Below are 21,854 nucleotides of genomic sequence, written 5' to 3'. Positions count from 1 at the left end.
AGGCGCGCAGCAGGCTGTGCGTCCGCCCCCTTGGCGGCGCTGGATCATCACTGGACGTCCCTCCATGAGAACACCCGATACCCGCAGCAGGCGCGCGCGCCACGCTGTCCTGACGGCCTGCCTGCTGGCCATGCCAACCTGGGCCGCGGCCCTGAGCCTGGACGAAGCCCTGCAGCTGGCCGAGCAACAGGCGCCTTCGCTGGCTGCTCAGTTGCACGGCATCGATGCCGCCCGTAGCGCGGCCATTCCGGCCGGGGAACTGCCCGATCCCAAGCTGCTGCTCGGCCTGCAGAACGTGCCGGCGGAAGGCTCCGACCGCGGCAGCCTGACCCGCGATTTCATGACCATGCAGATGGTCGGCGTCATGCAGGAAGTGCCCAACCGCGCCAAGCGCCAGGCGCGGGTGGAGGTGGCCCAGGCCGGCATCCAGCGCGCCGGCGCCGAGCAACGGGTCGAGCGACTCAGGGTCCGGCGGGAAACCGCGCTGGCCTGGATCTCGGCCGTGGCCGTGGAGCAGAAACTCGGGCTGTTCCCCAGCCTCTACGCGGAGAACCAGCTGCTGGCCAAGGCCGTACAGGCGCGCATCGCCGGCGGCCGCGGCGCCAGCGCAGACAGCGTCGTGCCCAAGCAGGAAGCGGCCTTGCTGGCCGAACAGGAGGACCAGCTGATCAGCCTGCGCACGCGCCAACGCGCGGCGCTGCGCCGCTGGATCGGCGATGCGGCGGCGCAACCACTGAGCGGCGCCCTGCCCGACTGGAAGGTGGACGCCAGCCACTACCAGGGCCAGCTGCAGCAGCACCCGGAGCTGAGCGCCTTCGCGCCCATGACCGAGCAAGCCTCGGCCAGGGTCCGCGAAGCCCAGGCGGACAAGCGCCCCGACTGGAGCTGGGAGCTGGCCTACCAGCGCCGCGGCCCCGCCTTCGGCGACATGGTCAGCGTGCAATTCAGCGTCGACCTGCCACTGTTCGCGGACAGCCGGCAGAACCCCAGGGTCGCCGCGCGCCATGCCGAACTCAACCGCGTCCAGGCCGAACGCGAAGCGCTGGAGCGCGAGCATGCCGCGCAACTGGCCGAGGACCTGGCCGAATACCAGCGCCTGGATCGCGCGGTGCAGCGCAGCCAGGACAGCCTGCTGCCGCTGGCCGAGGAAAAACTCGCCCTGATCCTGGCCGGCTACCGCGCTGCCAGCGCCGAGCTGAGCGAGGTGGTGGCGGCCCGGCGCGAGCTGATCGAGGCACGCCTGCGGCATATCGACCTCGAGGAACAACGCGCCCTGAGCAACGCCCGCCTTTACTTCGCCTACGGAGACGCCCGCTGATGCCCACTCGAATCCTCCAAGGCGCCGCACTCACCGGCCTGGCGCTGGCCCTCGGCGCCGCCGGCGGCTATTGGCTGGCCAGGCAGCCCGCCGAACCGATGCCCGACGACGCCATGCAAGCGGCTTCGCCCCAAACCCAGGGCGAGGTGCTGTACTGGTACGACCCCATGTACCCGCAACAGAAATTCGACCAGCCGGGCAAGTCGCCCTTCATGGACATGGAGCTGGTACCCCGTTACGCCGACGCGGCCGGCGACAGCGCCGCGGTCAGCATCGACGCCAGCGTCACCCAGAACCTCGGCATGCGCCTGGCCACGGCCACCCGCGGCGCCATGGCCAGCAGCCTGGAGGTCACCGGCAGCCTGGGCTTCAACGGCCGCGATGTCGCCGTGGTGCAGACGCGGGCCGGCGGCTTCGTCGAGCGCGTCTATCCGCTGGCGCCCGAGGATCGGGTGGCGGCCGGCGCGCCCCTGGCCGAGCTGCTGGTACCCGAGTGGGCCCAGGCCCAGGAGGAGTTTCTCGCCCTGCGTGGCGTGACCGAGCCCGGGCTGCTGGCCGCCGCACGTCAGCGCATGCGCCTGGCCGGAATGCCCGCCGCGCTGATCGAGCAGGTGGCGCGCAGCGGCAAGCCGCAGCCACTGTGGACGGTGACCAGCCCCATTGCCGGCGTCGTGCAGACCCTCGAGGTGCGCGCCGGCATGACCCTGGCCGCGGGCGCGCCGCTGGCCACCATCAACGGCCTGCGCAGCGTGTGGCTCGAGGCCGCGGTGCCCGAGGCCCAGGCCCAGGGCCTGGAACCCGGCCAGGCCGTCGAGGTGCGCCTGCCGGCCCTGCCCGGCGAGGTGCTGAGCGGGCGCATCGACAGCATCCTGCCCCAGGCCAACCTGGACAGCCGCACGCTGCGCCTGCGGGTCGAACTGGACAATGCCGACGGCCGCCTGCGTCCGGGCCTGAGCGCCCAGGTGCGCCTGACCCGCCCGGCCGAACAGCACGTGCTGCTGGTGCCGAGCGAAGCGGTGATCCGTAGCGGCCGCCGCGCCCTGGTGATGCTCGCCGAGGATGGCGGGCGTTACCGGCCCACCGAAGTTCGCCTGGGTCGCGAGAACGGCGAGCACAGCGAAATCCTCGAAGGCCTGCAGGAAGGCCAGCAGGTGGTCGCCTCCGGCCAGTTCCTGCTCGACTCCGAGGCCAGCCTGCGCGGCATCCTCGGCCAGAGCCTGGACCGCCCCGAAGCGCCCGCCGCCCAGCCGGCGCTGCATGAAGCCGAAGGCCGGGTCATCGCCATCGACGGCCAGTCGCTGACCCTGGACCACGGCCCGTTCAAGACCCTCGGCATGCCCGGCATGACCATGAGTTTTGACCTCGCCGACCCGGGCCTGGCCGAGGGTATCCAGGCCGACGAACAGGTGCGCGTCGGGGTGCGCGAGACCGACGACGGACTGCGCATCGAGCGTATCGAGCGCTTGTCGTCCCCAGCCCATGGCGAGCATGACCATCAGGAGATGCAGCCATGATCGCCGCGCTGATCCGCTGGTCGGTGGCCAACCGCCTGCTGGTGCTGCTGGCCACCCTGTTCGCCAGCGCCTGGGGCGTCTGGTCGCTGCAGAACACCCCCATAGACGCGCTGCCGGACCTGTCCGACGTGCAGGTGATCATCCGCACCCCCTACCCCGGCCAGGCCCCGCAGATCGTCGAGAACCAGGTGACCTACCCCCTGGCCACCACCATGCTCTCGGTGCCGGGGGCGAAGACGGTGCGCGCTTTCTCCTACTTCGGCGACAGCTTCGTCTATGTGCTGTTCGAGGACGGCACCGACCTCTACTGGGCGCGCTCGCGGGTGCTGGAGTACCTCAGCCAGGTGCAGAGTCGTCTGCCGGCCAGCGCCAAACCGGCACTGGGGCCGGACGCCACCGGGGTCGGCTGGATCTACCAGTACGCCCTGGTCGATCGCACGGGCAAGCATGACCTGGCCCAGCTGCGCGCCCTGCAGGACTGGTTCCTCAAGTTCGAGCTCAAGACCCTGGCCAACGTCGCCGAGGTGGCGACCATCGGCGGCATGGTCAAGCAGTACCAGGTGCAGCTCGACCCGATCAAGCTGGCCAGCCTGGGCATCACCCAGGCCGAGGTCACGGCGGCCATCGGCCGGGCCAACCAGGAGACCGGCGGCGCCGTGCTGGAGCTGGCGGAAACCGAGTTCATGGTGCGCGCCTCCGGCTACCTGCAATCGGTGGCGGATTTCCGCGCCATTCCCCTGCGCCTGGACCCCGGCGGGGTGCCGGTGACCCTCGGCGACGTCGCACACATCCAGCTCGGCCCGGAAATGCGCCGGGGCATCGCCGAACTGGACGGCGAAGGCGAGGTGGTCGGCGGCGTGGTGATCCTGCGCAGCGGCAAGAACGCGCGGGCCACCATCAGCGCGGTCAAGGCCAAGCTCGAATCGCTCAAGGCCGGCCTGCCCGAGGGCGTGGAGATCGTCACCAGCTACGACCGCAGCCAGCTGATCGACCGTGCGGTGGAGAACCTCAGCCACAAGCTGATCGAGGAGTTCATCGTCGTCGCCCTGGTCTGCGCGCTGTTCCTCTGGCACCTGCGCTCCTCCCTGGTGGCCATTGTCTCGCTGCCGGTCGGCGTGCTGATCGCCTTCGCGGTCATGCAGCAGCAGGGCATCAACGCCAACATCATGTCCCTGGGCGGCATCGCCATCGCCATCGGCGCGATGGTCGACGCCGCCGTGGTGATGATCGAGAACGCCCACAAGAAGGTCGAGGCCTGGCGCGAGGCCCATCCGGGCGAGGCACTCAAGGGCGAGCAGCATTGGCAGGTGATGACGGCGGCGGCGGTGGAGGTCGGCCCGGCGCTGTTCTTCTGCCTGCTGATCATCACCCTGTCGTTCATCCCGGTGTTCACCCTGCAGGCCCAGGAAGGCCGCCTGTTCGCCCCCCTGGCCTTCACCAAGACCTACGCCATGGCGGCGGCCGCCGGCCTGTCGGTGACCCTGGTGCCGGTGCTGATGGGCTACTGGATCCGCGGGCGGATTCCCGACGAGGCGCGCAACCCGCTGAACCGCGGGCTGATCCGTCTTTACCAGCCGGCCCTGGACGCCGTGCTGCGCTGGCCCAAGGCCACGCTGCTGGTCGCCTTGCTGGTGTTTCTCAGCGCCCTGTGGCCGCTGTCGCGCCTGGGCGGCGAGTTCCTGCCGCCGCTGGACGAGGGCGACCTGCTGTACATGCCCTCGGCCCTGCCCGGGCTGTCGGCGCAGAAGGCCGCGCAGCTGCTGCAGCAGACCGACCGGCTGATCAAGACGGTGCCCGAAGTCGAGCACGTGTTCGGCAAGGCCGGACGGGCCGAGACCGCCACCGACCCGGCGCCACTGGAGATGTTCGAGACCACCATCCAGTTCAAGCCCCGGGATCAGTGGCGCGCCGGCATGACCCCTGACAAGCTGGTGGAGGAACTGGACCGGGTGGTGCAGGTGCCGGGGCTGACCAATATCTGGATCGCGCCGATCCGCAACCGCATCGACATGCTCGCCACCGGCATCAAGAGCCCGATCGGGGTCAAGGTCGCCGGCAGCCAGCTGGCGCAGATCGACGAGACCACCCAGGCCATCGAGCAGGTGGCCAAGCAGGTGCCGGGGGTCAGCTCGGCCCTGGCCGAACGCCTGACCGGCGGACGCTACGTCGACGTCGACATCGACCGCCAGGCGGCGGCGCGCCATGGGCTGAACATCGCCGATGTACAGGCCATAGTGGCCGGCGCCATCGGCGGCGAAAACATCGGCGAGACCATCGAGGGCCTGGCGCGCTTTCCCATCAGCCTGCGCTACCCGCGCGAGTGGCGCGATTCGCTGAGCGGTCTCGCGCAGTTGCCGATCTACACCCCCCAGGGCAGCCAGATCACCCTGGGCACTGTGGCGCGCATCGGGGTCAGCGACGGCCCGCCGATGCTCAAGAGCGAGAACGCGCGGCCGTCCGGCTGGGTCTATGTGGACGTGCGCGGCCGCGACCTGGCCTCGGTGGTGGCCGACCTGCGCCAGGCCATCGAGCAGCAGGTGCGCCTGCAGCCGGGCGTGAGCCTGAGCTACTCGGGGCAGTTCGAATTCCTCGAACGGGCCAACGCGCGGCTCAAGCTGGTGGTGCCGGCCACCCTGGCGATCATCTTCGTGCTGCTCTACCTGTGCTTCGCCCGCTTCAGCGAGGCGGCGCTGATCATGCTCACCCTGCCCTTCGCCCTCACCGGCGGGGTGTGGTTCCTCTACCTGCTGGGCTATCACCTGTCGGTGGCCACCGGGGTCGGCTTCATCGCCCTGGCCGGGGTCGCCGCCGAGTTCGGCGTGATCATGCTGCTGTACCTGAAGAACGCCTGGGAGGCGCGCCTGGCCGCCGGCCACCACGGGGAAACCGCGCTGCTCGAGGCGATTCGCGAAGGCGCGGTGCAGCGCGTGCGACCCAAGGCCATGACCGTGGCGGTGATCATCGCCGGCCTGTTGCCGATCCTGCTCGGCAGCGGCACCGGCAGCGAGGTGATGAGCCGCATCGCCGCGCCCATGGTCGGCGGCATGCTCAGCGCGCCGCTGCTGTCGCTGTTCGTGCTGCCGGCGGCCTACTGCCTGATGCAGCGATCGAGGCCGCGGGCGCGCGGCGAGGCAGCCGATCCGGGCGACGCAGCGATTGACTAGTCGGCCTGCCTGAGCCGCGTGCTCAGGTAGTCGAGAAAGCAGCGGATGCGCGAAGCCAGCGCGGTGTTGCGGTAGTAGACCGCGTGAATCGCCTGGCGCACCTCGACGGTGGCGTCCGGCAACAGCTGCACCAGGTCGCCGCGGGCGCGGTCGCCCCGGGTCATGAAGTCGGCCAGGCAGACGATGCCGGCATCGGCCAGGGCCAGTTGGCGCAGGGTCTCGCCGCTGGAGGCCGCGAGGCTGGGGCTGATCACCAGGCTGTCGCCCAGCGCATGGCGCAGCGGCCAGTGGTTGAGGCTGTCCGGCTGGGTGAAGCCGAGCAGGCTGTGACCGGCCAGCGCCTCGACGCTCTGCGGCGTGCCATGGGCCGCCAGATAGGCCGGGCTGGCCAGCACACGCAGACGGTTGCTGCCTAGCGCGCGGGCATGCAGGCTCGAGTCGCGCAGCGCACCGATGCGGATGGCGACATCGGTACGCTGCTCGAGCAGGTCGATGATCCGCTCGCTGCTGTGCAGCTCCAGCTGGATCTGCGGGTACTGCCGGCGAAAATCCTCGATCAGCGGCACCACCACATGCAGCATGAAAGGCGCAGCGGCGTTCACCCGCAGGCGCCCGGCCGGCTGCTGGCGGCGCAGCGCCATCTGCTCTTCGGCCTCGTCCACCGCAGCGACGATCTGCCGCGCCTGGACGAGGAACACCTGGCCCTCCTCGGTCAGCTCCAGGCGGCGGGTGGTACGGCGTAACAGGGTGGTCTCGAGCTTGGCTTCCAGGCGGCCCAGGGCACGGCTGATACCCGAGGTGGTCTGCGCCAATTGCTCGGCCGCAGCGGTGATGGAGCCGCTGTCGACCACATGGATAAAGGCTTGCAGCTCGTCCAGGGTGCTTTTCATTGTTGAATATTAATCAAATATCTTCTGCCTGAAACCCGGTTTTTCTGCATGAGTCCGCGTCGGACACTGCGCGCCATTCATCCAGAACCGGAGTTTTTGCCATGCCCATTGCCCTCCTGGCGCTGACCCTCAGCGCCTTCGCCATCGGTACGACTGAGTTCGTTATCGTTGGTCTGATTCCCACTATTGCCGCCGATCTCGGTGTAAGCCTGCCTTCCGCCGGCCTGCTGGTCAGTCTCTACGCCCTCGGGGTGGCGGTTGGCGCCCCCTTGCTAACCGCACTGACGGGTAGACTTCCGCGCAAGATCCTCCTGCTATCGCTGATGGTGCTGTTCACCCTCGGCAACCTGCTGGCCTGGCAGGCGCCCGGCTACGAGTCGCTGATCGCCGCACGCATCGTCACCGGTCTGGCCCACGGGGTGTTCTTCTCCATCGGCTCGACCATCGCCACCAGCCTGGTCTCGAAGGAAAGAGCCGCCAGCGCCATCGCCATCATGTTCACCGGCCTGACCGTGGCCCTGGTCACCGGCGTACCGCTGGGCACCTTTATCGGCCAGCATTTCGGCTGGCGCGAGACCTTCCTCGCCGTCTCCGCACTGGGCGTGATGGCCTTCATTGGCAGTTTGATCTTCGTGCCGCACAACATCGCCCACAGCAAGCCGGCCTCACTGCTGCAGCAACTGGCGGTGCTCAAGCAGCCGCGTCTGCTGCTGGTGTACGCGATGACGGCGGTTGGTTACGGCGGCTCGTTCATCGCCTTTACCTTCCTCGCGCCAATCCTGCAGGAAATCAGCGGTTTCAGCGCCGGGTCGGTCAGCCTGGCCCTGCTGGTCTACGGCGTATCGGTTGCAGCCGGCAACATCTGGGGTGGCAAGCTGGCCGACAGCAAGGGACCGATAGGGGCCTTGAAGCTGATCTTCCTGCTGCTCGCCGGTGTACTCCTGCTGCTCACGTTCACCGCCAGCAATCCCTGGCTGGCACTCGGCACCGTGCTGCTGTGGGGCGCGGTGGCCTTTGGCAACGTGCCGGGCCTGCAGCTCTATGTGGTACGCCAGGCCGAGCGGCATGCACCCCACGCGGTGGATGTGGCCTCGGGGCTGAACATCGCCGCCTTCAACCTCGGCATCGCCGGCGGCGCCTGGGGCGGCGGACTGATCGTCAGCCAGCTCGGCCTGATTCACACCACCTGGATCGGCGCCCTGGTGGTGCTGCTGGCCCTGGCCCTGACTGCCTGGAGCGGCCACCTGGATCGCCAGGGCAGCACCCGGACGACCGCGGACGGCACACTGGCCGCCGATCACTAAAGCGCACGGAAAGCGTCGCCCTCAGAAATCCACCTTGCCCCGCCCGGCCTTGATCGCCCCGCGCTTGGTCTTGCCTTCCAGGCGGCGCTTCTTCGAGCCCAGGGTCGGCCTGGTCGGGCGGCGGGCCTTCTCGGTCTTGCCGGCACTGCGGATCAGTTCGGCCAGGCGCTCCAGGGCATCGGCGCGATTCTGTTCCTGGGTGCGGTACTGCTGCGCCTTGATGATGACCACGCCACCTGCGGTGATGCGGCTGTCGCGCAGGGCCAGCAGGCGCTCCTTGTAGAACGGCGGCAAGGACGAGGCCTGGCTGTCGAAGCGCAGGTGCACCGCACTGGAGACCTTGTTGACGTTCTGTCCGCCGGCGCCCTGGGCGCGGACGGCGGTCAGCTCGACCTCGTCGTCTGGCAGGTGGACGCTGTTGGAAATCACCAGCATGGCGGGATCTTGATCGGGAATGAGGGCTCAGGATACCCCAAGCTGGCTACTCGGTTCCTGCGCCGCGGCGACGGCTCAGCCTTCCCCCAGCACCGCCCCATGCCCCTTGCGCCACTGCTCGACCGGCCGAAAGCCGGGCAACTCGCGGATGCGCTGCTCGGTATAGGCACCGAGCGCGTCATCGTCGAGGCTCAGATCGATGGCAAACTTGCACGGCTGGTCGACATGCCAGGGCGTGTCGGCGAAGACTTCCAGGCGGTTGCCCTCCGGGTCGCGAAAGTAGAGCGACCAGGTGGTGCCGTGGGACACGGCGTCGACGGCGAGGTCGCCGGGGCCGCTCAGCGCGGCGTGGAAGCGGCGCAGGCCGGTCAGGTCCGCGACGCGAAAGGAGATGTGATCGAGCGGGCTGTCCTGGGGGCGTCGCGACGGACGCGGGTTGAGCACCAGCTGGTGGTGCTCGCCGGGGTTGCGGCTGAGGAACACCATGGCGTCTGGTCCGACGCCGCGATCGCTGACGATAAAGCCCAGGCGTTCGGTATAGAAGGTCTCCATCGGCGCCACGGCGCGCACGTAGAGTTCGAAGTGGCTCAGGGCCAGGTCGGCAAAGCTCGCTGGGTCCGTCATTTTCATGGCTACCGGCTCCTCGTTCGACCGCTGCAAGGTATCGGGCCGGCAATCGACGGCCGGCCCCGGCCGCGCGTAAGACCCTCCTGCGCGCGGCCGCTTGCGCCATAGTGCCCTTACTTGATCGGCAGAGCCACCGGGCGCATCGGCGCCGCATCGGCACCGCGGAACTTCAGCGAGGCGCCGATAAAGGCGAACTCGTAGACACGGTCGCGAGCCAGCTCTTCCAGATTGGCCAGCTCGATGATCGGCGCGCCCTGCTGCGCCAACAGGTAGGTGTGCACCGGGATGTAGTTGCCCGACACCTCGGAAGGGAAGGCCTCGAAGCTCAGGTTGTCGGCACCGAGCACCATGGCGCCACCTTCCTCGATGAGGAACTTGGCCGCATCCAGCCCCAGGCCCGGGGCATTGCTCATGTAGGCCTGGGCATTGGCGTAGTCACGCATGCGCCCGGTGCGGATCAGCACCACGTCGCCCTCCTGCAGGCTGACCCGTTGTTTTTTCAGGGCGTCGCGCAGGTCCTGGGCGGACACCTTGTAGTTGTCCGGCAGCATTTCCAGGTTCTTCGCCGCGGCCATGTCGATCATCACGCCACGGGCGATGATCGCTGGCATGGTCTCGACGCCGGCCTTTTCCCATCCACGGTCGCCCAGGTGCTCATGCGCGGAAAAACCGTTCCAGATCTTGCCGTTCAGGCCGAAGTGGTTGAGGCCGTCGATGTGCGTGCCCATGTGCGCATACATCGACACCGCCGAGCCGCTGTAGCTGACATGGCTGTTCATCGCCTCGCCAGTTCCCATCGGGTCGGCGATCTGGTTGCCTCGCGGGGTGTGGGTCATCCACATCTGGTAGGGCGGATCGCCCGCGGCCTGCCAGCTCGGCATGCCGATGAAGTACTCCACCGACAGGTCGTAGGCCTGGCCACCGGATACCCGCGACAGGATCGCGGCACGGGATTGCGGGGTGATCAGATTGAGGCGGCCGATCTCATCGGCCTCGCCCCAGGGGCTGACGCCTACGTCGGGCGCGGCAGTGGCCGCGCCACTGATCAGGGCCAAGGCCAGGGGCAGCGCGGCGGCCTGCCGACGGCCGAGTTTCAGGTTTGCTCGGATCAACTGGAACATGACGGACTCCTTGCGAAGATCGGCCTCCCGACACAACGCCGGAAAGCGGTACCGCCATGGTATTTTTTATAAAGAGCTAGATAATCAGGCTAAATTTCAAAACATATTCAACCCAGGAGAAATTATATGAACCTGCTCGGCGCCATGCGCACCTTCCGCCGGGTCGTGGAGCTGGACAGTTTCAGCAAGGCCGCCGCAGACCTCGGCCAGTCGACGGCGGCGGTCAGCAAGCAGGTGCGCCAGCTCGAGGAGCGCCTGGGCGCCCTGCTGCTGCTGCGCACCACCCGGCGCATGAGCCTGTCCGATGCCGGCCGTCGCTACTACGCCGAGTGCTGCCGCCTGCTCGATGAGCTGGAAGCCCTGGAACGCAGCACCGCCCAAGGCGCGGAAGAGGTCAGCGGCAGCCTGCGTATCAACGCGCCGCTGTCCTTCAGTCACAAGGTGCTGTCGCCGCTGCTGGCCCGATTCATGGCGCGCTACCCGCGCCTGAACATCGAGCTGACCCTCGACGACCGCCTGCTCGACGTCGTCGCCGAGGGCTTCGACGTCTCGCTGCGCATTCGCGCCGAACTGGTCGACTCCTCGCTGGTCGCCCGCCACCTGGGCGAAACCGCGCAGGTCCTCTGCGCCTCGCCCGCCTACCTCGCGCAACAGGGCACGCCCGCGCAGCTGGAAGACCTGCGCCAGCATGCCTGCCTGGCCTACCGCCTGGCCGACCATCCGGGCCAATGGCAGCTCCTCGGCCCCCAGGGCGAGGTCAGCATCCAGCTACCGGCGCGCTTCTCGGCCGACAACAGCCTGATCCTCTGCGACCTGCTGCTGGCCGGCACCGGCATCGGCGCCCTGCCCTCCTTTATCGCGCAACCCTTGCTGGACAACGGACAGCTGCAGCGGGTGCTGCCCGATTACCAGTTTGCCAAACGCAGCATCTACGCCCTGTACAGCAGCAGTCGCCACGTGCCACGCAAGGTGCGGGCCTTCGTCGAGTTCCTCGCCGAGGCCCTGGCGGCATGCAATCAGGGATCGCCTGGCGCCATCTGATCCGCTTTTTATTCGACAACCTGAGTCTGTTACGCAAACGCCCCTGCGCCGATCATGCGCCCCGCCTGACCACTGCCAGACGGGGCACCGCCCATGACCGAACGCATTCCCGCGCGGATCGTCGAGACCCTCGATCCACGACCGATCCGCCTGACGCCCGCCCAGGCCGGCGGCCCGATCCACACCCGCAGCTTCACTGGACGGTTCCGCAATCTGCGTCTGTACGGCGCAGGATTACTGTTTCTGATCTTCTTCGGCACGGCCTGGCTCGACTGGGACGGGCGCCAGGCGGTGCTGTGGAACCTGGCTGAGCACCGCTATTACATCTTCGGCGCAACCTTCTGGCCGCAGGACTTCATCCTGCTGTCGGCGCTGCTGATCATCGCCGCCTTCGGCCTGTTCACCATCACCGTGGTGGCCGGCCGCGTCTGGTGCGGCTACACCTGCCCGCAGAGCGTGTGGACCTGGGTGTTCATGTGGGCGGAGAAGATCACCGAGGGCGAGCGTAACCAGCGCATCAGGCTGGATGCCGCGCCCTGGTCGTTCAGCAAGCTGGCGCGACGCGGCGCCAAGCACGCGATCTGGCTGGCCGTCAGCCTGCTCACGGCGCTGACGTTTATCGGTTACTTCACACCGATCCGCGAGCTGGCCAGCGACCTGCTACGGCTGCAACTGGATGGCGCCACCCTGGTGTGGGTGCTGTTCTTCATGGCCGCCACCTACCTCAATGCCGGCTGGCTGCGCGAGAAGGTGTGCGTGCACATGTGCCCCTACTCGCGCTTCCAGAGTGCGATGTTCGATGATGACACCTTGCTGGTGGCCTACGACGCCAAGCGCGGCGAAGGCCGTGGCCCGCGCAAGAGGGACAGCGACCACAAGGCCGAGGGCCTGGGTGACTGCATCGACTGCACCCTGTGCGTGCAGGTCTGCCCCACCGGTATTGATATCCGCGATGGCCTGCAGATCGACTGCATCAGTTGCGCCGCCTGCATCGACGCCTGCGACACGGTGATGGACAAGATGGGTTATCCCAGGGGGTTGGTCGGCTACCACTCCGAGCGCGAACTGCAGGGTGGCAAGACCCACCTGCTGCGCCCACGGCTGATCGGCTACGGCATTGCCCTCGCGTTGATGCTCACCGCCTTCGCCTGGGCCTTGAGTGCACGCTCGATGCTGTCCATCGACGCGGCCAAGGATCGCAGCATGTACCGCGAGAACCAGCTGGGGCAGATCGAGAACACCTACTTGCTCAAGGTGATCAACAAGACCCAGCAAGCACAACGCTATGGTCTGGCACTGGTCGACAGCCCCAACCTGCGCCTGGACGCGCCGCAGCAGTTGCTACTGGCACCTGGGGAAATTCTCGATGTACCGGTCAGCGTGGTGCTGGAGAGCAAACAGATCGAGGCCAGCGCCATGCCTGTGCATTTTGCGATCCACAACCTGGCCGATGTCAGCGAGCAGGCGCAGACGCAGAGCACCTTTCTGGCACCAAGCGGGCGCTGAAGGTCGCATGCCTGGACGACTCCCCGTAGAGTGCGCGGATCTGCAGACCCTATGGATACGATGAAACGCTACGAGAAATTGGCCGACCAGATTGCCGCGCTGATTCGCAGCGGCGTGCTGGCGCCCGGCGAGCGGGTGCCCTCCGTGCGCCAGGCCAGCCGCAGCCATGGGGTCAGCCCGTCCACGGTGTTCCAGGCCTACTACCTGCTGGAGGACCGCGGGCTGATCCAGGCCCGGCCGCGCTCCGGCTATTTCGTCCGCGAGCACGCCCAGCGCCCGCTGCCTGAACCGGACATCGATACCCGTCAGGCGGAAACCGCCGAGGTCGATGTCAGCGAACTGGTGTTCTCCGTGCTCGGCTCACTCAAGGACCCGGACACCGTGCCCTTCGGCTCGGCCTTTCCCAGCCCGACGCTGTTCCCCCTGGCGCGCCTGGCCCGCTCCATGGCGCAGAGCCTGCGCGCCCTGGCTCCCCAGGCAGTGATCGCCGACATGACCGAGGGCAATCCCAACCTGCGCCGACAGATCGCCCGGCGCTACATGGCCAGCGGCGTGCGCCTGCCGCTCGACGAACTGGTGATCAGCAACGGCGCCATGGAGGCGCTCAACCTGTGCCTGCAGTGCGTCACCGCCCCGGGCGACCTGGTGGCCATCGAGGCGCCGGCCTTCTACGCGACATTGCAGGTGCTCGAGCGCCTCAAGCTCAAAGCGGTGGAGATTCCCGTGCACCCGCGCGACGGCATCGACCTGGACCGCCTCGCCAGCGGCCTGGCGCGGCTGCCGATCAAGGCCTGCTGGTTCATGAGCAGCCTGCAGAACCCCCTGGGCGCGAGCATGAGCGAGGACAAGAAGGCGGCGCTGTACGACCTGCTGCACCAGCACCAGGTGCCGCTGATCGAAGACGATGTCTACGCCGAGCTTTACTTCGGCGCCCAGCCGCCGAGGCCGGTGAAGAGTTTCGACCGCGACGGTCTGGTGATGCACTGCGGCTCGTTTTCCAAATGCCTGGCCCCCGGCTACCGGGTCGGCTGGGTGGCCGGCGGGCGCTACGCCGAGCAGATCAGCCGCCTGCGCCTGATGACCACCATCTCGCCGTCGGTGCCGGCCCAGGCCGCCCTGGCCGACTACCTGCAGCACGGCGGCTTCGACCGCCACCTGCGCAAGCTGCGCCACGCCCTGGAGGCCCAGCAGGGGGCCATGCTGGCCTCCGCCGCCCGGCACTTTCCGCCGGGCACGCGGGTGACCCGGCCAGCCGGCGGCTATTTCCTCTGGTTCGAGTTTCCCGCCCAGGTCGACTCGCTGCAGCTGTTCCAGCTGGCCCTCGCCCAGGGCATCAGCCTCGCCCCCGGCCCGATCTTCTCCGCCACCCGGCGCTTCGGCAACTGCGCCCGGCTCAACCATGGCCATCCCTGGGACGCCCGCAGCGAACAGGCCATGGCCGCCCTCGGGCGCCTGCTCGCGGCGTTCTGAGCGGCGCTCGCCTCGTAACCTTTGCTTGAACTTTTCCGCCGCGCCGCGCCGGCGCCTCGGTTAACGTAGGCCTCTACCCGTTGTTGAGGCCCTGTCATGGATTCGATTACCCAGGCGATGCTGGGCGCCACTCTCCAGGGCGCCATGCTCGGCCGCTGGCAAGGGCGCAAGGCGCTGGCCTACGGCGCCCTGCTCGGCACCCTGCCCGATCTGGACGTGATCATCGACTACGGCGACGCCGTGGCGAACATGACCTACCACCGCGGCTTCACTCACTCGCTGTTCTTCCTGGGCCCCCTGGCCCTGCTGCTGACCTGGCTGGTGCGTCGTCTGCACCCGCACCCCGGCTATTCGGCCAAGCGCCTGCTGGCCACCCTGGCCCTGGTGCTGCTCACTCACCCGATACTCGACTGCTTCACCAGCTACGGCACCCAGATTCTCTGGCCGTTGACGCCGACGCCCACGGCCTGGTCGAGCATCTTCATCATCGATCCGCTGTATACCCTGCCGCTGCTCGGCGCGGTGCTGGGCGGGCTGCTGTTCGGCCTGCGTGAGCGCAGCAATAAATGGCCGTTGCTCGCCCTGGCCCTGTCGAGCCTCTACCTGGGCTCGACCCTGGTCGGCAAGAGCATGGCCGAGCAGCGGGTGGAGGCGCAGCTGGCCGCCCAGGGCATCCAGGCCGAGGCATTGTTCAGCACCCCGACGCCGCTCAACAGCCTGCTGTGGCGGGTGATAGTGCTGGACGGCGACGCCTACCACGAGGCCCTGGTGGGCTGGTTAGACCGCGCACCGCCGCAGCTCGAGCGCATTCCCCGCGGCACGGCGCTGGCCGCCGCCCTGGAGGACTCACCGGCGCACCGGCGTCTGGCCTGGTTCACCGACGGCGTGCTGCGCTATGACCAGATCGGCGAGCGCCTGGTGGTCACGGACCTGCGCCTGGGCATGACCGGCTTCCATCCGTTCCGCTTCGATTTCGCCGGCTGGCAAGATGGCCAATGGCGAGTGCCGGCGCAGATCGAGCGCTGGCCGATCGAACGCGGCGACCTGGGCCGCCTGATCCTGCTGTGGCAGCGCATCTGGCACCCCGAGACCGAGGTGCCGCTGCTGGCCTGGGCCAGCGAGCTGGGCAAGCCGCTGCTGGCCAGGCGCAGCGCCGAGCCTGAATAGCGGCCGCACCAGCCCATGAGCGAGCCGTACTAGGTACGAAACTGGCCGACCAGCCCCTGCAACTCGACACCCAGGCGGGCCAGCTCTGCGCTGGAGGCCGCCGTCTGCTGGCTGGCGCTGGCGCTCTGCTCACCGATATCGCGGACCCGGGTGATGCTTTCACTGATGGTTTCGGCCACCGCGCTCTGCTCCTCGGCGGCGGCGGCGATCTGCTGGTTCATCTGCTCGATGGTGCTCACCGCCTGGGTGATACGGCCCAGGGCATCGCCGGCTTCGCCGGCCAGGGTGACGGTGCGCTGGGTCAGGCTGCGGCTGCTTTCCATCTGCTGCACGGCACCCAGGGCCATGCGCTGCAAGCCGGCGATCAGCGCCTCGATCTCCTCGGTGGATTTGTGCGCGCGCTGCGCCAGGGCACGTACCTCGTCGGCGACCACGGCGAAACCCCGGCCCTGCTCGCCGGCCCGTGCCGCCTCGATGGCCGCGTTGAGCGCCAGCAGGTTGGTCTGCTCGGCAACATTGCGGATCACCTCCAGCACCCCGCCGATACGCGCGCTTTCCTGATTCAGCGCGGTGATCGCCTCGGCCGACTGCTCCACTTGACCGGCCAGCTCGCCGATCTGACCGACCGCCTGCTGCACCACCCGATTGCCCTGCTGGGACTCCTGGTCGGCCTTGCGCGCCGCCAGGGAGGCCTGCTCGGCGTTCTGCGCCACCTCCTGCACGGTGGCCGCCATCTCATGCATGGCGGTGGCGGTCTGTTCGGTCTCCTGCTTCTGGGTCTGCACCCCGGCGCTGGTCTGCGCGGTGATGGCCGACAACTGCTCGGCGGCCGCGGCGATCTGGCCGACGCCCGCGCCGATGCGCCCGATCAGGCCGCGCAGGCTCCCGGTCATGCTCTGCATCGCCGCCTGCAGCTGGCCGAGCTCGTCCTGGCGATCGAGCCGAATGTCCTGGGTGAGATCACCGCTGGCCACGCGCTGCGCCGCACTCACGGTCTGCAGCAGGGGCGCGACTATCAGGCGGCGAATCAGCAGTGAGGCGCCGACACCGATAATGATCGCCGCCAGGCTGGCCGCCGCCAGCAACAGCTCCATCTGCAGGCTCTCGGCCTGCATGGCGGTAACCTGGGCGCCACTGGCCTGCTCGGCCATGGCCAGCACCTCGCCCGCGCTTTCGGCCATTTGCCGGGCATTGGTTTCACCCTCGGCAACGGTCTGGCGATAGGCGGCGAAGGCGTCCTGATAGGTCTGCAACGCCGCCACAGCCGTCTTGATCGAGCGCTTCTGCTCGGGGTTGAGCCAGATGCTCAGGTTGCGCGCCATCACCCGCATCTCATCGGCTACCGCCTCCCAGTCCGTGGCGGCCTGGGCCGAGCCGGCGATGATGAACTGGCTCTCGTGGCCACGCAGGTCGAGCATCCGCTTGAACAGGCCGGAGGCAGTCTCCGCCAGGGTCAGCGGATCGCTGCCGCGCAGGTCTTCGTTGCGCAGGCGAATCTCGCGCACCTCGTCATACAGCACCAGTTCGATGCGCTCGAACTGCTCGCGCGCCTGCAACCCGGCCTCCTCCATCACCGCCAGGGCCTGGCCGGCACTCTGCTGCAGCTTGACCGAGGACTCGAAGCGCTGCAGGTAATCGCCAGCCGCCTGCTGCATCTGCCGCAGGCGTTGACTGTCCTGCGCCTGCTCGCCGATCAGAGCGTCCAAACGGCGGTCGGTTTCGGCGAGCAGCTCGCGCACCAGGTTCGCCGAGAGCGCCTCGGACTTGAGCAGGTACTCCTTTTCATAGCGTTGGGCCTGCAGCACCAGGCGGTTGATCTCGCCGATCTGGCTCATGTAGGCATTGCGCGAAAGCACCGCATCCACGGCATAGAAACCGCTGAACGCGACCACCAGGGTCAGCAACAGCACGACGCCAAAGCCGGTCAGCAGCTTCTTGCCCACGGCAAGGTCGGCAAAAAATCCAGTGAGCCCACGCATATTCTTGTTATCTCCATACGACTGCATGGCGTCCGACGCCATTCGCTGTTCCCCTGATCGGCCGGCGCCGGGGTTTCTCAAGTGCAGCGCGCATTCTGCCGAGGGCAATCGGCAATGACAAAGGCGAAATGCGTCGCCAGGCGCCGCAGAGCCGCTCAAGGCTGGCGATAGCAGGCGCAAGGGGAGCGCGGCGTGGCGGGAGGCCGACATCCGGCGCAGCCAGCTGGCTGCGCCGAACGTCGTTTCTTACTGAGCGTCGGGCTGGGCTTCGGGCGCGGCCCGCTTGAAGGCGTCCAGGGACTCGCAGCGGGCGACCATGGCGAGGAGGCGCGGGTACGCCTCGAGGTCACAGTTGAAGCGCCGGGCGTTGTACACCTGGGGAATCAGACAGGCCTCCAGGTAGCCGGGACGCTGGCCGAGGGACAAGCGCCCGTCGAAGCGCGCCAATCCCTGCTCCACCGCCGCCAGCCCGGTACCTACCCAATGTCGGTACCAGGCGTTCTTCGCCTCGTCGCTGGCCCCCAGCTCGGCGGACAGGTACTGCAGCACCCGCAGGTTGTTCAGCGGGTGCACCTCGCAGGCGATGTGCAGCGCCAACGCCCGCACCTGGGCGCGCACCGCCGGATCGGGGGGTAGCAACGCCGGCACCGGATAGGCCTCCTCCAGGTACTCGAGAATGGCCAGGGACTGGGCAATCTTGCAGTCGCCATCGACCAGCAGCGGCACCAGTTCCTGGGGGTTGAGCGCCTGGTACTCGGGGGCGTGCTGCTGGCCGCCGTCCTTGACCAGATGCACCGGCACCTGCTTGTAGGCCAGCCCCTTGAGGTTGAGGGCGATGCGCACCCGGTAGGCGGCGCTGGAGCGCCAGTAGCTATAGAGCGTCAGCATGGGGGAATCTCCGCCCGATGGGCTCACGGCGCATAGCGCTCGACCTGCTGATCGATGGCGCCGAAGATGCTCTGGCCCTGGGCATCGAACATCTCGATGCGTACCCGGTCGCCGAACTTCAGGAACGGCGTCCTGGCCTCACCCTGTTCGATGATCTCCAGCATGCGCTTCTCGGCCAGACAGGAAGAACCGGCGCTGCGGTCATAGTTGGACACCGTGCCCGAGCCGATGACGGTGCCGCTGCCCAGGGGCCGGGTCTTGGCCGCATGGGCCACCAGGGTCGGGAAGTTGAAGGTCATGTCGGTGCCGGCGTCCGGCTGGCCGAACAGCGCGCCATTGATGTGCGACACCAGCGGCCGGTGGACCTTGCCGTCCTTCCAGCTGTCGCCCAGCTCGTCCGGGGTCACCGCCACCGGCGAGAAGCTCGAGGAGGGCTTGCTCTGGTAGAAGCCGAAGCCCTTGGCCAGCTCGCCGGGGATCAGATTGCGCAGCGACACGTCGTTGACCAGCATCAGCAGCTGGATGTGCCCGGCGGCCTCGGCGGGCGTGGCGCCCATCGGCACGTCGTCGGTGATCACCGCCAGCTCGGCCTCCAGGTCGATGCCCCAGGCCTCGTCGGCCAGCTGGATCGGGCTATGCGGCGGGATGAAGGCGTCGGCGCCGCCCTGGTACATCAGCGGGTCGTGCCAGAAGCTTTCCGGAATTTCGGCGCCGCGGGCCTTGCGCACCAGCTCGACGTGGTTGACGTAGGCGCTGCCGTCGGCCCAGTGAAAGGCCCGCGGCAGCGGGCTGTGGCAGGCGCCCTGGTCGAAGGCGAAGGCCTCGGCGCACAGGCCGTCGTTGAGGCGCTGGTAGATGGCCTCCAGCTGCGGGCGCTTGCTCGCCCAGTCGTCCAGGGCCAACTGCAGGGTGGCGGCGATCTGCGGGACTTTCACCGCGCGGGACAGGTCGCGGGAGACCACGACCAGCACGCCGTCGCGGCCTTGCTTCAAAGATGCGAGTTTCATCAGGATTCCTTGCCCGGCGCACGCCAGGAGTTCACGTATTCGGGGACATCGACGGCAGCGGCGGCTTCACCGACTTCCAGGGCGCGACGGGTGTCGATCATCACCGCCACTTCCTCGACGAAGGTGGCCGGGCTCTCCTGGCTCTTCTTCAGCGCCTTGGGATGGGGCCCATGGGGGAAGCCGCAGGGGTGCAGGGTGACCATGCCGGCCTCGATGTTGTCGCGACTGAAGAAGTTGCCGCGGTGGTAGAACAGCACTTCGTCGTAGTCGTCGTTGTTGTGATAGAACGGCACCTTAAGCGCGCCCGGATCGCTTTCCACCGGCCGCGGGGTGAAGGTGCAGACCACGAAACCGTTGGCGACGAAGGTGGTGTGCGCCGACGGCGGCAGGTGGTAACGGTGGCTCATCAGCGGGCGGATGTCGCGCCAGTTGAGGCGCACCACGGTGTTGTCGCCGTGCCAGCCGACCACGTCCAGCGGGTTGTAGGGGTAGGTCACGGTGCTGATCTGGCCGCGCCGCTTGATCCGGATCTGCCAGGTGTTTTCGTCCTGCTGGGCCTTGAAGGCGTCATCCAGGCGCGGATGGTCCAGCACCGCCGGGTCGAAGATCGCCTGGGGACCGAGCAGGCCCTTGTCCGGCAACTGGTAGGCGCCATCGGTGTTCTCGATCAGCAGCATGAAGGTCGGCTCGCTGGCCTCGATGCGCCAGGCCGTGCCGCGCGGGATCACCAGGTAGTCGCCGTCACGGTACTCCAGGTGGCCGAAGTCGCAGTAGAAGTGCCCCGCCCCTTCGTGAATGAACAGCAGGTCATCGCCGTCGGCATTGCGCACCAGGTGGCGCATGGCGCCGTGGGTCTTCCACACGCGCAGCTTCACATCGCCGTTGTGCAGCGTCAGCGGCGCCAGCAGCGGGCAGTCGCGCTCGCTGGCGATGTCGTTGAAGTTGAAGGCGTGGGGCCGCAGGGGCCCCTGCCAGTCGATCCAGCCGGTCGGCGGATGCTTGTGGTGCAGGTGCGCGGTCGGGCCGAAGAAGCCCTCGCGGCCCATCTCGCGCTCGAAGGTACCCTGCGGAAAATCGCAATGGGCCTGGCGCGAACACTCCCCTTCGCGCAGGGGAAAACTGATCCATTTGCGGCTCATGAGAAGACTCCCTGTAGGGTGCGCCACGCGCACCTCATAACGCAGCATGCCGGGTGCGCGCGGCGCACCCTACGGATGAAAACCCGCGTCATCACTGCTCGGCCTTGATCACGCCACGCTTGATCTGGTCTTCCTCGATGGACTCGAACAGGGCCTTGAAGTTGCCTTCGCCGAAGCCCTGGTTGCCCTTGCGCTGGATGATCTCGAAGAAGATCGGCCCGATCACCGTGTTGGTGAAGATCTGCAGCAGGATGCCGTCGTCACTCGGCGCGCCGTCGATCAGGATGTTCAGCTCGCGCAGCACATCGGTCGGCTCGCCATGGCCGGCAACGCGGGCGTCGACCTTTTCATAGTAGGTGTCCGGGGTCTTCATGAAGTCCACGCCGTTGGCGCGCAGCTTGCGCACGGTGGCGAAGATGTCGTCGGTGGACAGGGCGATGTGCTGGATGCCCTCGCCGTGGTACTCGCGGATGAATTCCTCGATCTGCGACTTGTCGTCGGCCGACTCGTTGATCGGGATGCGGATCTTGCCGCAGGGCGCGGTCATGGCGCGCGACAGCAGGCCGGTGAGCTTGCCTTCGATGTCGAAGTAGCGGATCTCGCGGAAATTGGCGATGCGCTCGTAGAACCCCGACCACACGTCCATCTGCCCGCGCTTGACGTTGTGGGTCAGATGATCGACTTCCTTGAGGCCCACCGCGTTGTCGTTGGGCGAGCGGCCCTCGATGTACTCGAAGTCGACGTCGTAGATGCTCTTGTCGCCGTAGCGATCCACCAGGTACAGCAAGGATCCGCCGATGCCCTCGACGCAGGGGATGTTCAGCTCGCCGAAGTTGGCGTGGCTGCCGACCAGCTTGGCGCCCTGGGACTCGACATAGGTCGCCGCCTGGGCCGCATTCTTCACCCGGAAGGCCATGGCGCAGGCGCTCGGCCCGTGCTTGAGGCCGAACTCGCGCACATGGCCGGTCGGGCTGCCATTGAGCACGAAGTTGATGTCGTTCTGCTGGAACAGCCAGACTTCCTTGGAGCGGTGCTTGGCCGTCTCGGTGAAGCCCATGGCGGTGAACAGCTCGCGCAGCTGCTGGATGCCTTCGGGGGTCGGAGCGGTGTATTCGACGAACTCGAAGCCGTCGGTGCCGATGGGGTTGTGCTGCTCGATCTTGTTCACGGCGTTCATTGCGCCTCCTCGTTGTTGTGATGGGCACATCGCCTGGCCCGGCAACGGGAGGCGATGGAATACCTTCATCACAGCTGAGGCGTGGCGCACGCACAAGGGCCGCGCCA

Annotated in this window: 16 protein-coding genes and 2 pseudogenes; 8 read left to right on the top strand and 10 right to left on the bottom strand. The window is 67.8% G+C overall.

The annotated features are described in order from the left end of the window. Window positions 1–64: 64 nt before the first annotated feature. From KDW96_RS20810 to KDW96_RS20800, 3 genes are read left to right on the top strand one after another with little or no spacing between them, the layout of a single operon-like run. Window positions 65–1,318 carry a TolC family protein gene (locus KDW96_RS20810; protein ID WP_255838122.1) on the top strand — a complete coding sequence of 418 codons (1,254 nt, stop codon included), beginning with the start codon at window positions 65–67 and terminating at the stop codon, window positions 1,316–1,318. Then, window positions 1,318–2,832, top strand: coding sequence for an efflux RND transporter periplasmic adaptor subunit (locus tag KDW96_RS20805; protein ID WP_255838121.1), 1,515 nt, complete (start codon window positions 1,318–1,320; stop codon window positions 2,830–2,832). Before KDW96_RS20810 ends, KDW96_RS20805 begins: the two co-directional genes overlap by 1 nt. Then, window positions 2,829–5,996, top strand: a complete 3,168-nt coding sequence (locus KDW96_RS20800) for an efflux RND transporter permease subunit (RefSeq protein WP_255838120.1) — start codon at window positions 2,829–2,831, stop codon at window positions 5,994–5,996. The genes KDW96_RS20805 and KDW96_RS20800 overlap by 4 nt, the downstream gene beginning before the upstream one ends. On the opposite strand, the gene KDW96_RS20795 is transcribed toward KDW96_RS20800, so the two are convergent. After that, window positions 5,993–6,886: a LysR substrate-binding domain-containing protein gene (locus KDW96_RS20795; RefSeq protein WP_255838119.1), complete on the bottom strand. Its 894-nt coding sequence runs from the start codon at window positions 6,884–6,886 to the stop codon at window positions 5,993–5,995. The two genes, KDW96_RS20800 and KDW96_RS20795, sit on opposite strands and share 4 nt — an antisense overlap. Window positions 6,887–6,987: 101 nt before the next feature. Here KDW96_RS20795 and KDW96_RS20790 point away from each other — a divergent pair, with 101 nt between their 5' ends. Beyond that, a complete protein-coding gene (locus tag KDW96_RS20790; RefSeq protein ID WP_255838118.1) occupies window positions 6,988–8,190 on the top strand; it encodes an MFS transporter in 1,203 nt (400 codons plus the stop codon). Window positions 8,191–8,211: 21 nt separating this feature from the next. Here the strand turns inward: KDW96_RS20790 and arfB are convergent, their stop codons facing one another. From arfB to KDW96_RS20775, 3 genes are all read right to left on the bottom strand, one after another. Then, on the bottom strand, window positions 8,212–8,625 hold the full coding sequence (gene arfB, locus KDW96_RS20785; protein WP_255838117.1) for an alternative ribosome rescue aminoacyl-tRNA hydrolase ArfB: 414 nt from the start codon (window positions 8,623–8,625) through the stop codon (window positions 8,212–8,214). Window positions 8,626–8,700: 75 nt separating this feature from the next. Continuing rightward, complete coding sequence (locus KDW96_RS20780; protein WP_255838116.1) at window positions 8,701–9,255, bottom strand: VOC family protein; 555 nt, start codon at window positions 9,253–9,255, stop codon at window positions 8,701–8,703. Between the two features lie 110 nt (window positions 9,256–9,365). After that, window positions 9,366–10,373 (bottom strand): cyclase family protein, encoded by a 1,008-nt coding sequence (locus KDW96_RS20775; protein WP_255838115.1) that lies wholly within the window; start codon window positions 10,371–10,373, stop codon window positions 9,366–9,368. A gap of 126 nt (window positions 10,374–10,499) precedes the next feature. Between KDW96_RS20775 and KDW96_RS20770 the strand changes: the two genes are divergently transcribed. From KDW96_RS20770 to KDW96_RS20755, 4 genes are all read left to right on the top strand, one after another. Then, window positions 10,500–11,414 carry a LysR family transcriptional regulator gene (locus KDW96_RS20770; protein ID WP_255838114.1) on the top strand — a complete coding sequence of 305 codons (915 nt, stop codon included), beginning with the start codon at window positions 10,500–10,502 and terminating at the stop codon, window positions 11,412–11,414. A 93-nt stretch (window positions 11,415–11,507) separates the two neighbouring features. Next, on the top strand, window positions 11,508–12,920 hold the full coding sequence (gene ccoG / locus KDW96_RS20765; RefSeq protein WP_255838113.1) for a cytochrome c oxidase accessory protein CcoG: 1,413 nt from the start codon (window positions 11,508–11,510) through the stop codon (window positions 12,918–12,920). 60 nt (window positions 12,921–12,980) lie between these two features. Beyond that, on the top strand, window positions 12,981–14,390 hold the full coding sequence (mapR, locus tag KDW96_RS20760; protein WP_255840587.1) for a GntR family transcriptional regulator MpaR: 1,410 nt from the start codon (window positions 12,981–12,983) through the stop codon (window positions 14,388–14,390). 96 nt (window positions 14,391–14,486) lie between these two features. Further along, window positions 14,487–15,557, top strand: a complete 1,071-nt coding sequence (locus KDW96_RS20755; RefSeq protein ID WP_255838112.1) for a metal-dependent hydrolase — start codon at window positions 14,487–14,489, stop codon at window positions 15,555–15,557. A gap of 29 nt (window positions 15,558–15,586) precedes the next feature. Here the strand turns inward: KDW96_RS20755 and KDW96_RS22330 are convergent. The 6 genes and pseudogenes from KDW96_RS22330 to hppD form a co-directional block, all read right to left on the bottom strand. Next, window positions 15,587–16,180 (bottom strand): annotated as a pseudogene (locus KDW96_RS22330) (methyl-accepting chemotaxis protein); the annotation flags it as partial. Between the two features lie 312 nt (window positions 16,181–16,492). After that, window positions 16,493–16,651 (bottom strand): annotated as a pseudogene (locus tag KDW96_RS22325) (HAMP domain-containing protein); the annotation flags it as partial. Between the two features lie 1,131 nt (window positions 16,652–17,782). Then, window positions 17,783–18,424: a maleylacetoacetate isomerase gene (gene maiA / locus KDW96_RS20745; protein ID WP_255838110.1), complete on the bottom strand. Its 642-nt coding sequence runs from the start codon at window positions 18,422–18,424 to the stop codon at window positions 17,783–17,785. A gap of 23 nt (window positions 18,425–18,447) precedes the next feature. Then, window positions 18,448–19,431, bottom strand: coding sequence for a fumarylacetoacetate hydrolase family protein (locus tag KDW96_RS20740; RefSeq protein WP_255838109.1), 984 nt, complete (start codon window positions 19,429–19,431; stop codon window positions 18,448–18,450). Continuing rightward, a complete protein-coding gene (locus tag KDW96_RS20735) occupies window positions 19,431–20,570 on the bottom strand; it encodes a homogentisate 1,2-dioxygenase (protein WP_255838108.1) in 1,140 nt (379 codons plus the stop codon). The genes KDW96_RS20740 and KDW96_RS20735 overlap by 1 nt, the downstream gene beginning before the upstream one ends. 91 nt (window positions 20,571–20,661) lie before the next feature. Continuing rightward, complete coding sequence (hppD, locus tag KDW96_RS20730; RefSeq protein ID WP_255838107.1) at window positions 20,662–21,747, bottom strand: 4-hydroxyphenylpyruvate dioxygenase; 1,086 nt, start codon at window positions 21,745–21,747, stop codon at window positions 20,662–20,664. Window positions 21,748–21,854 lie beyond the last annotated feature (107 nt).

The sequence above is a fragment of the Pseudomonas benzenivorans genome (genome assembly GCF_024397895.1).
Lineage (GTDB): Bacteria > Pseudomonadota > Gammaproteobacteria > Pseudomonadales > Pseudomonadaceae > Aquipseudomonas > Aquipseudomonas benzenivorans_A.
Note: the sequence above shows the minus strand (reverse complement) of the source record. Positions and strands in the feature narration are given on the sequence as shown.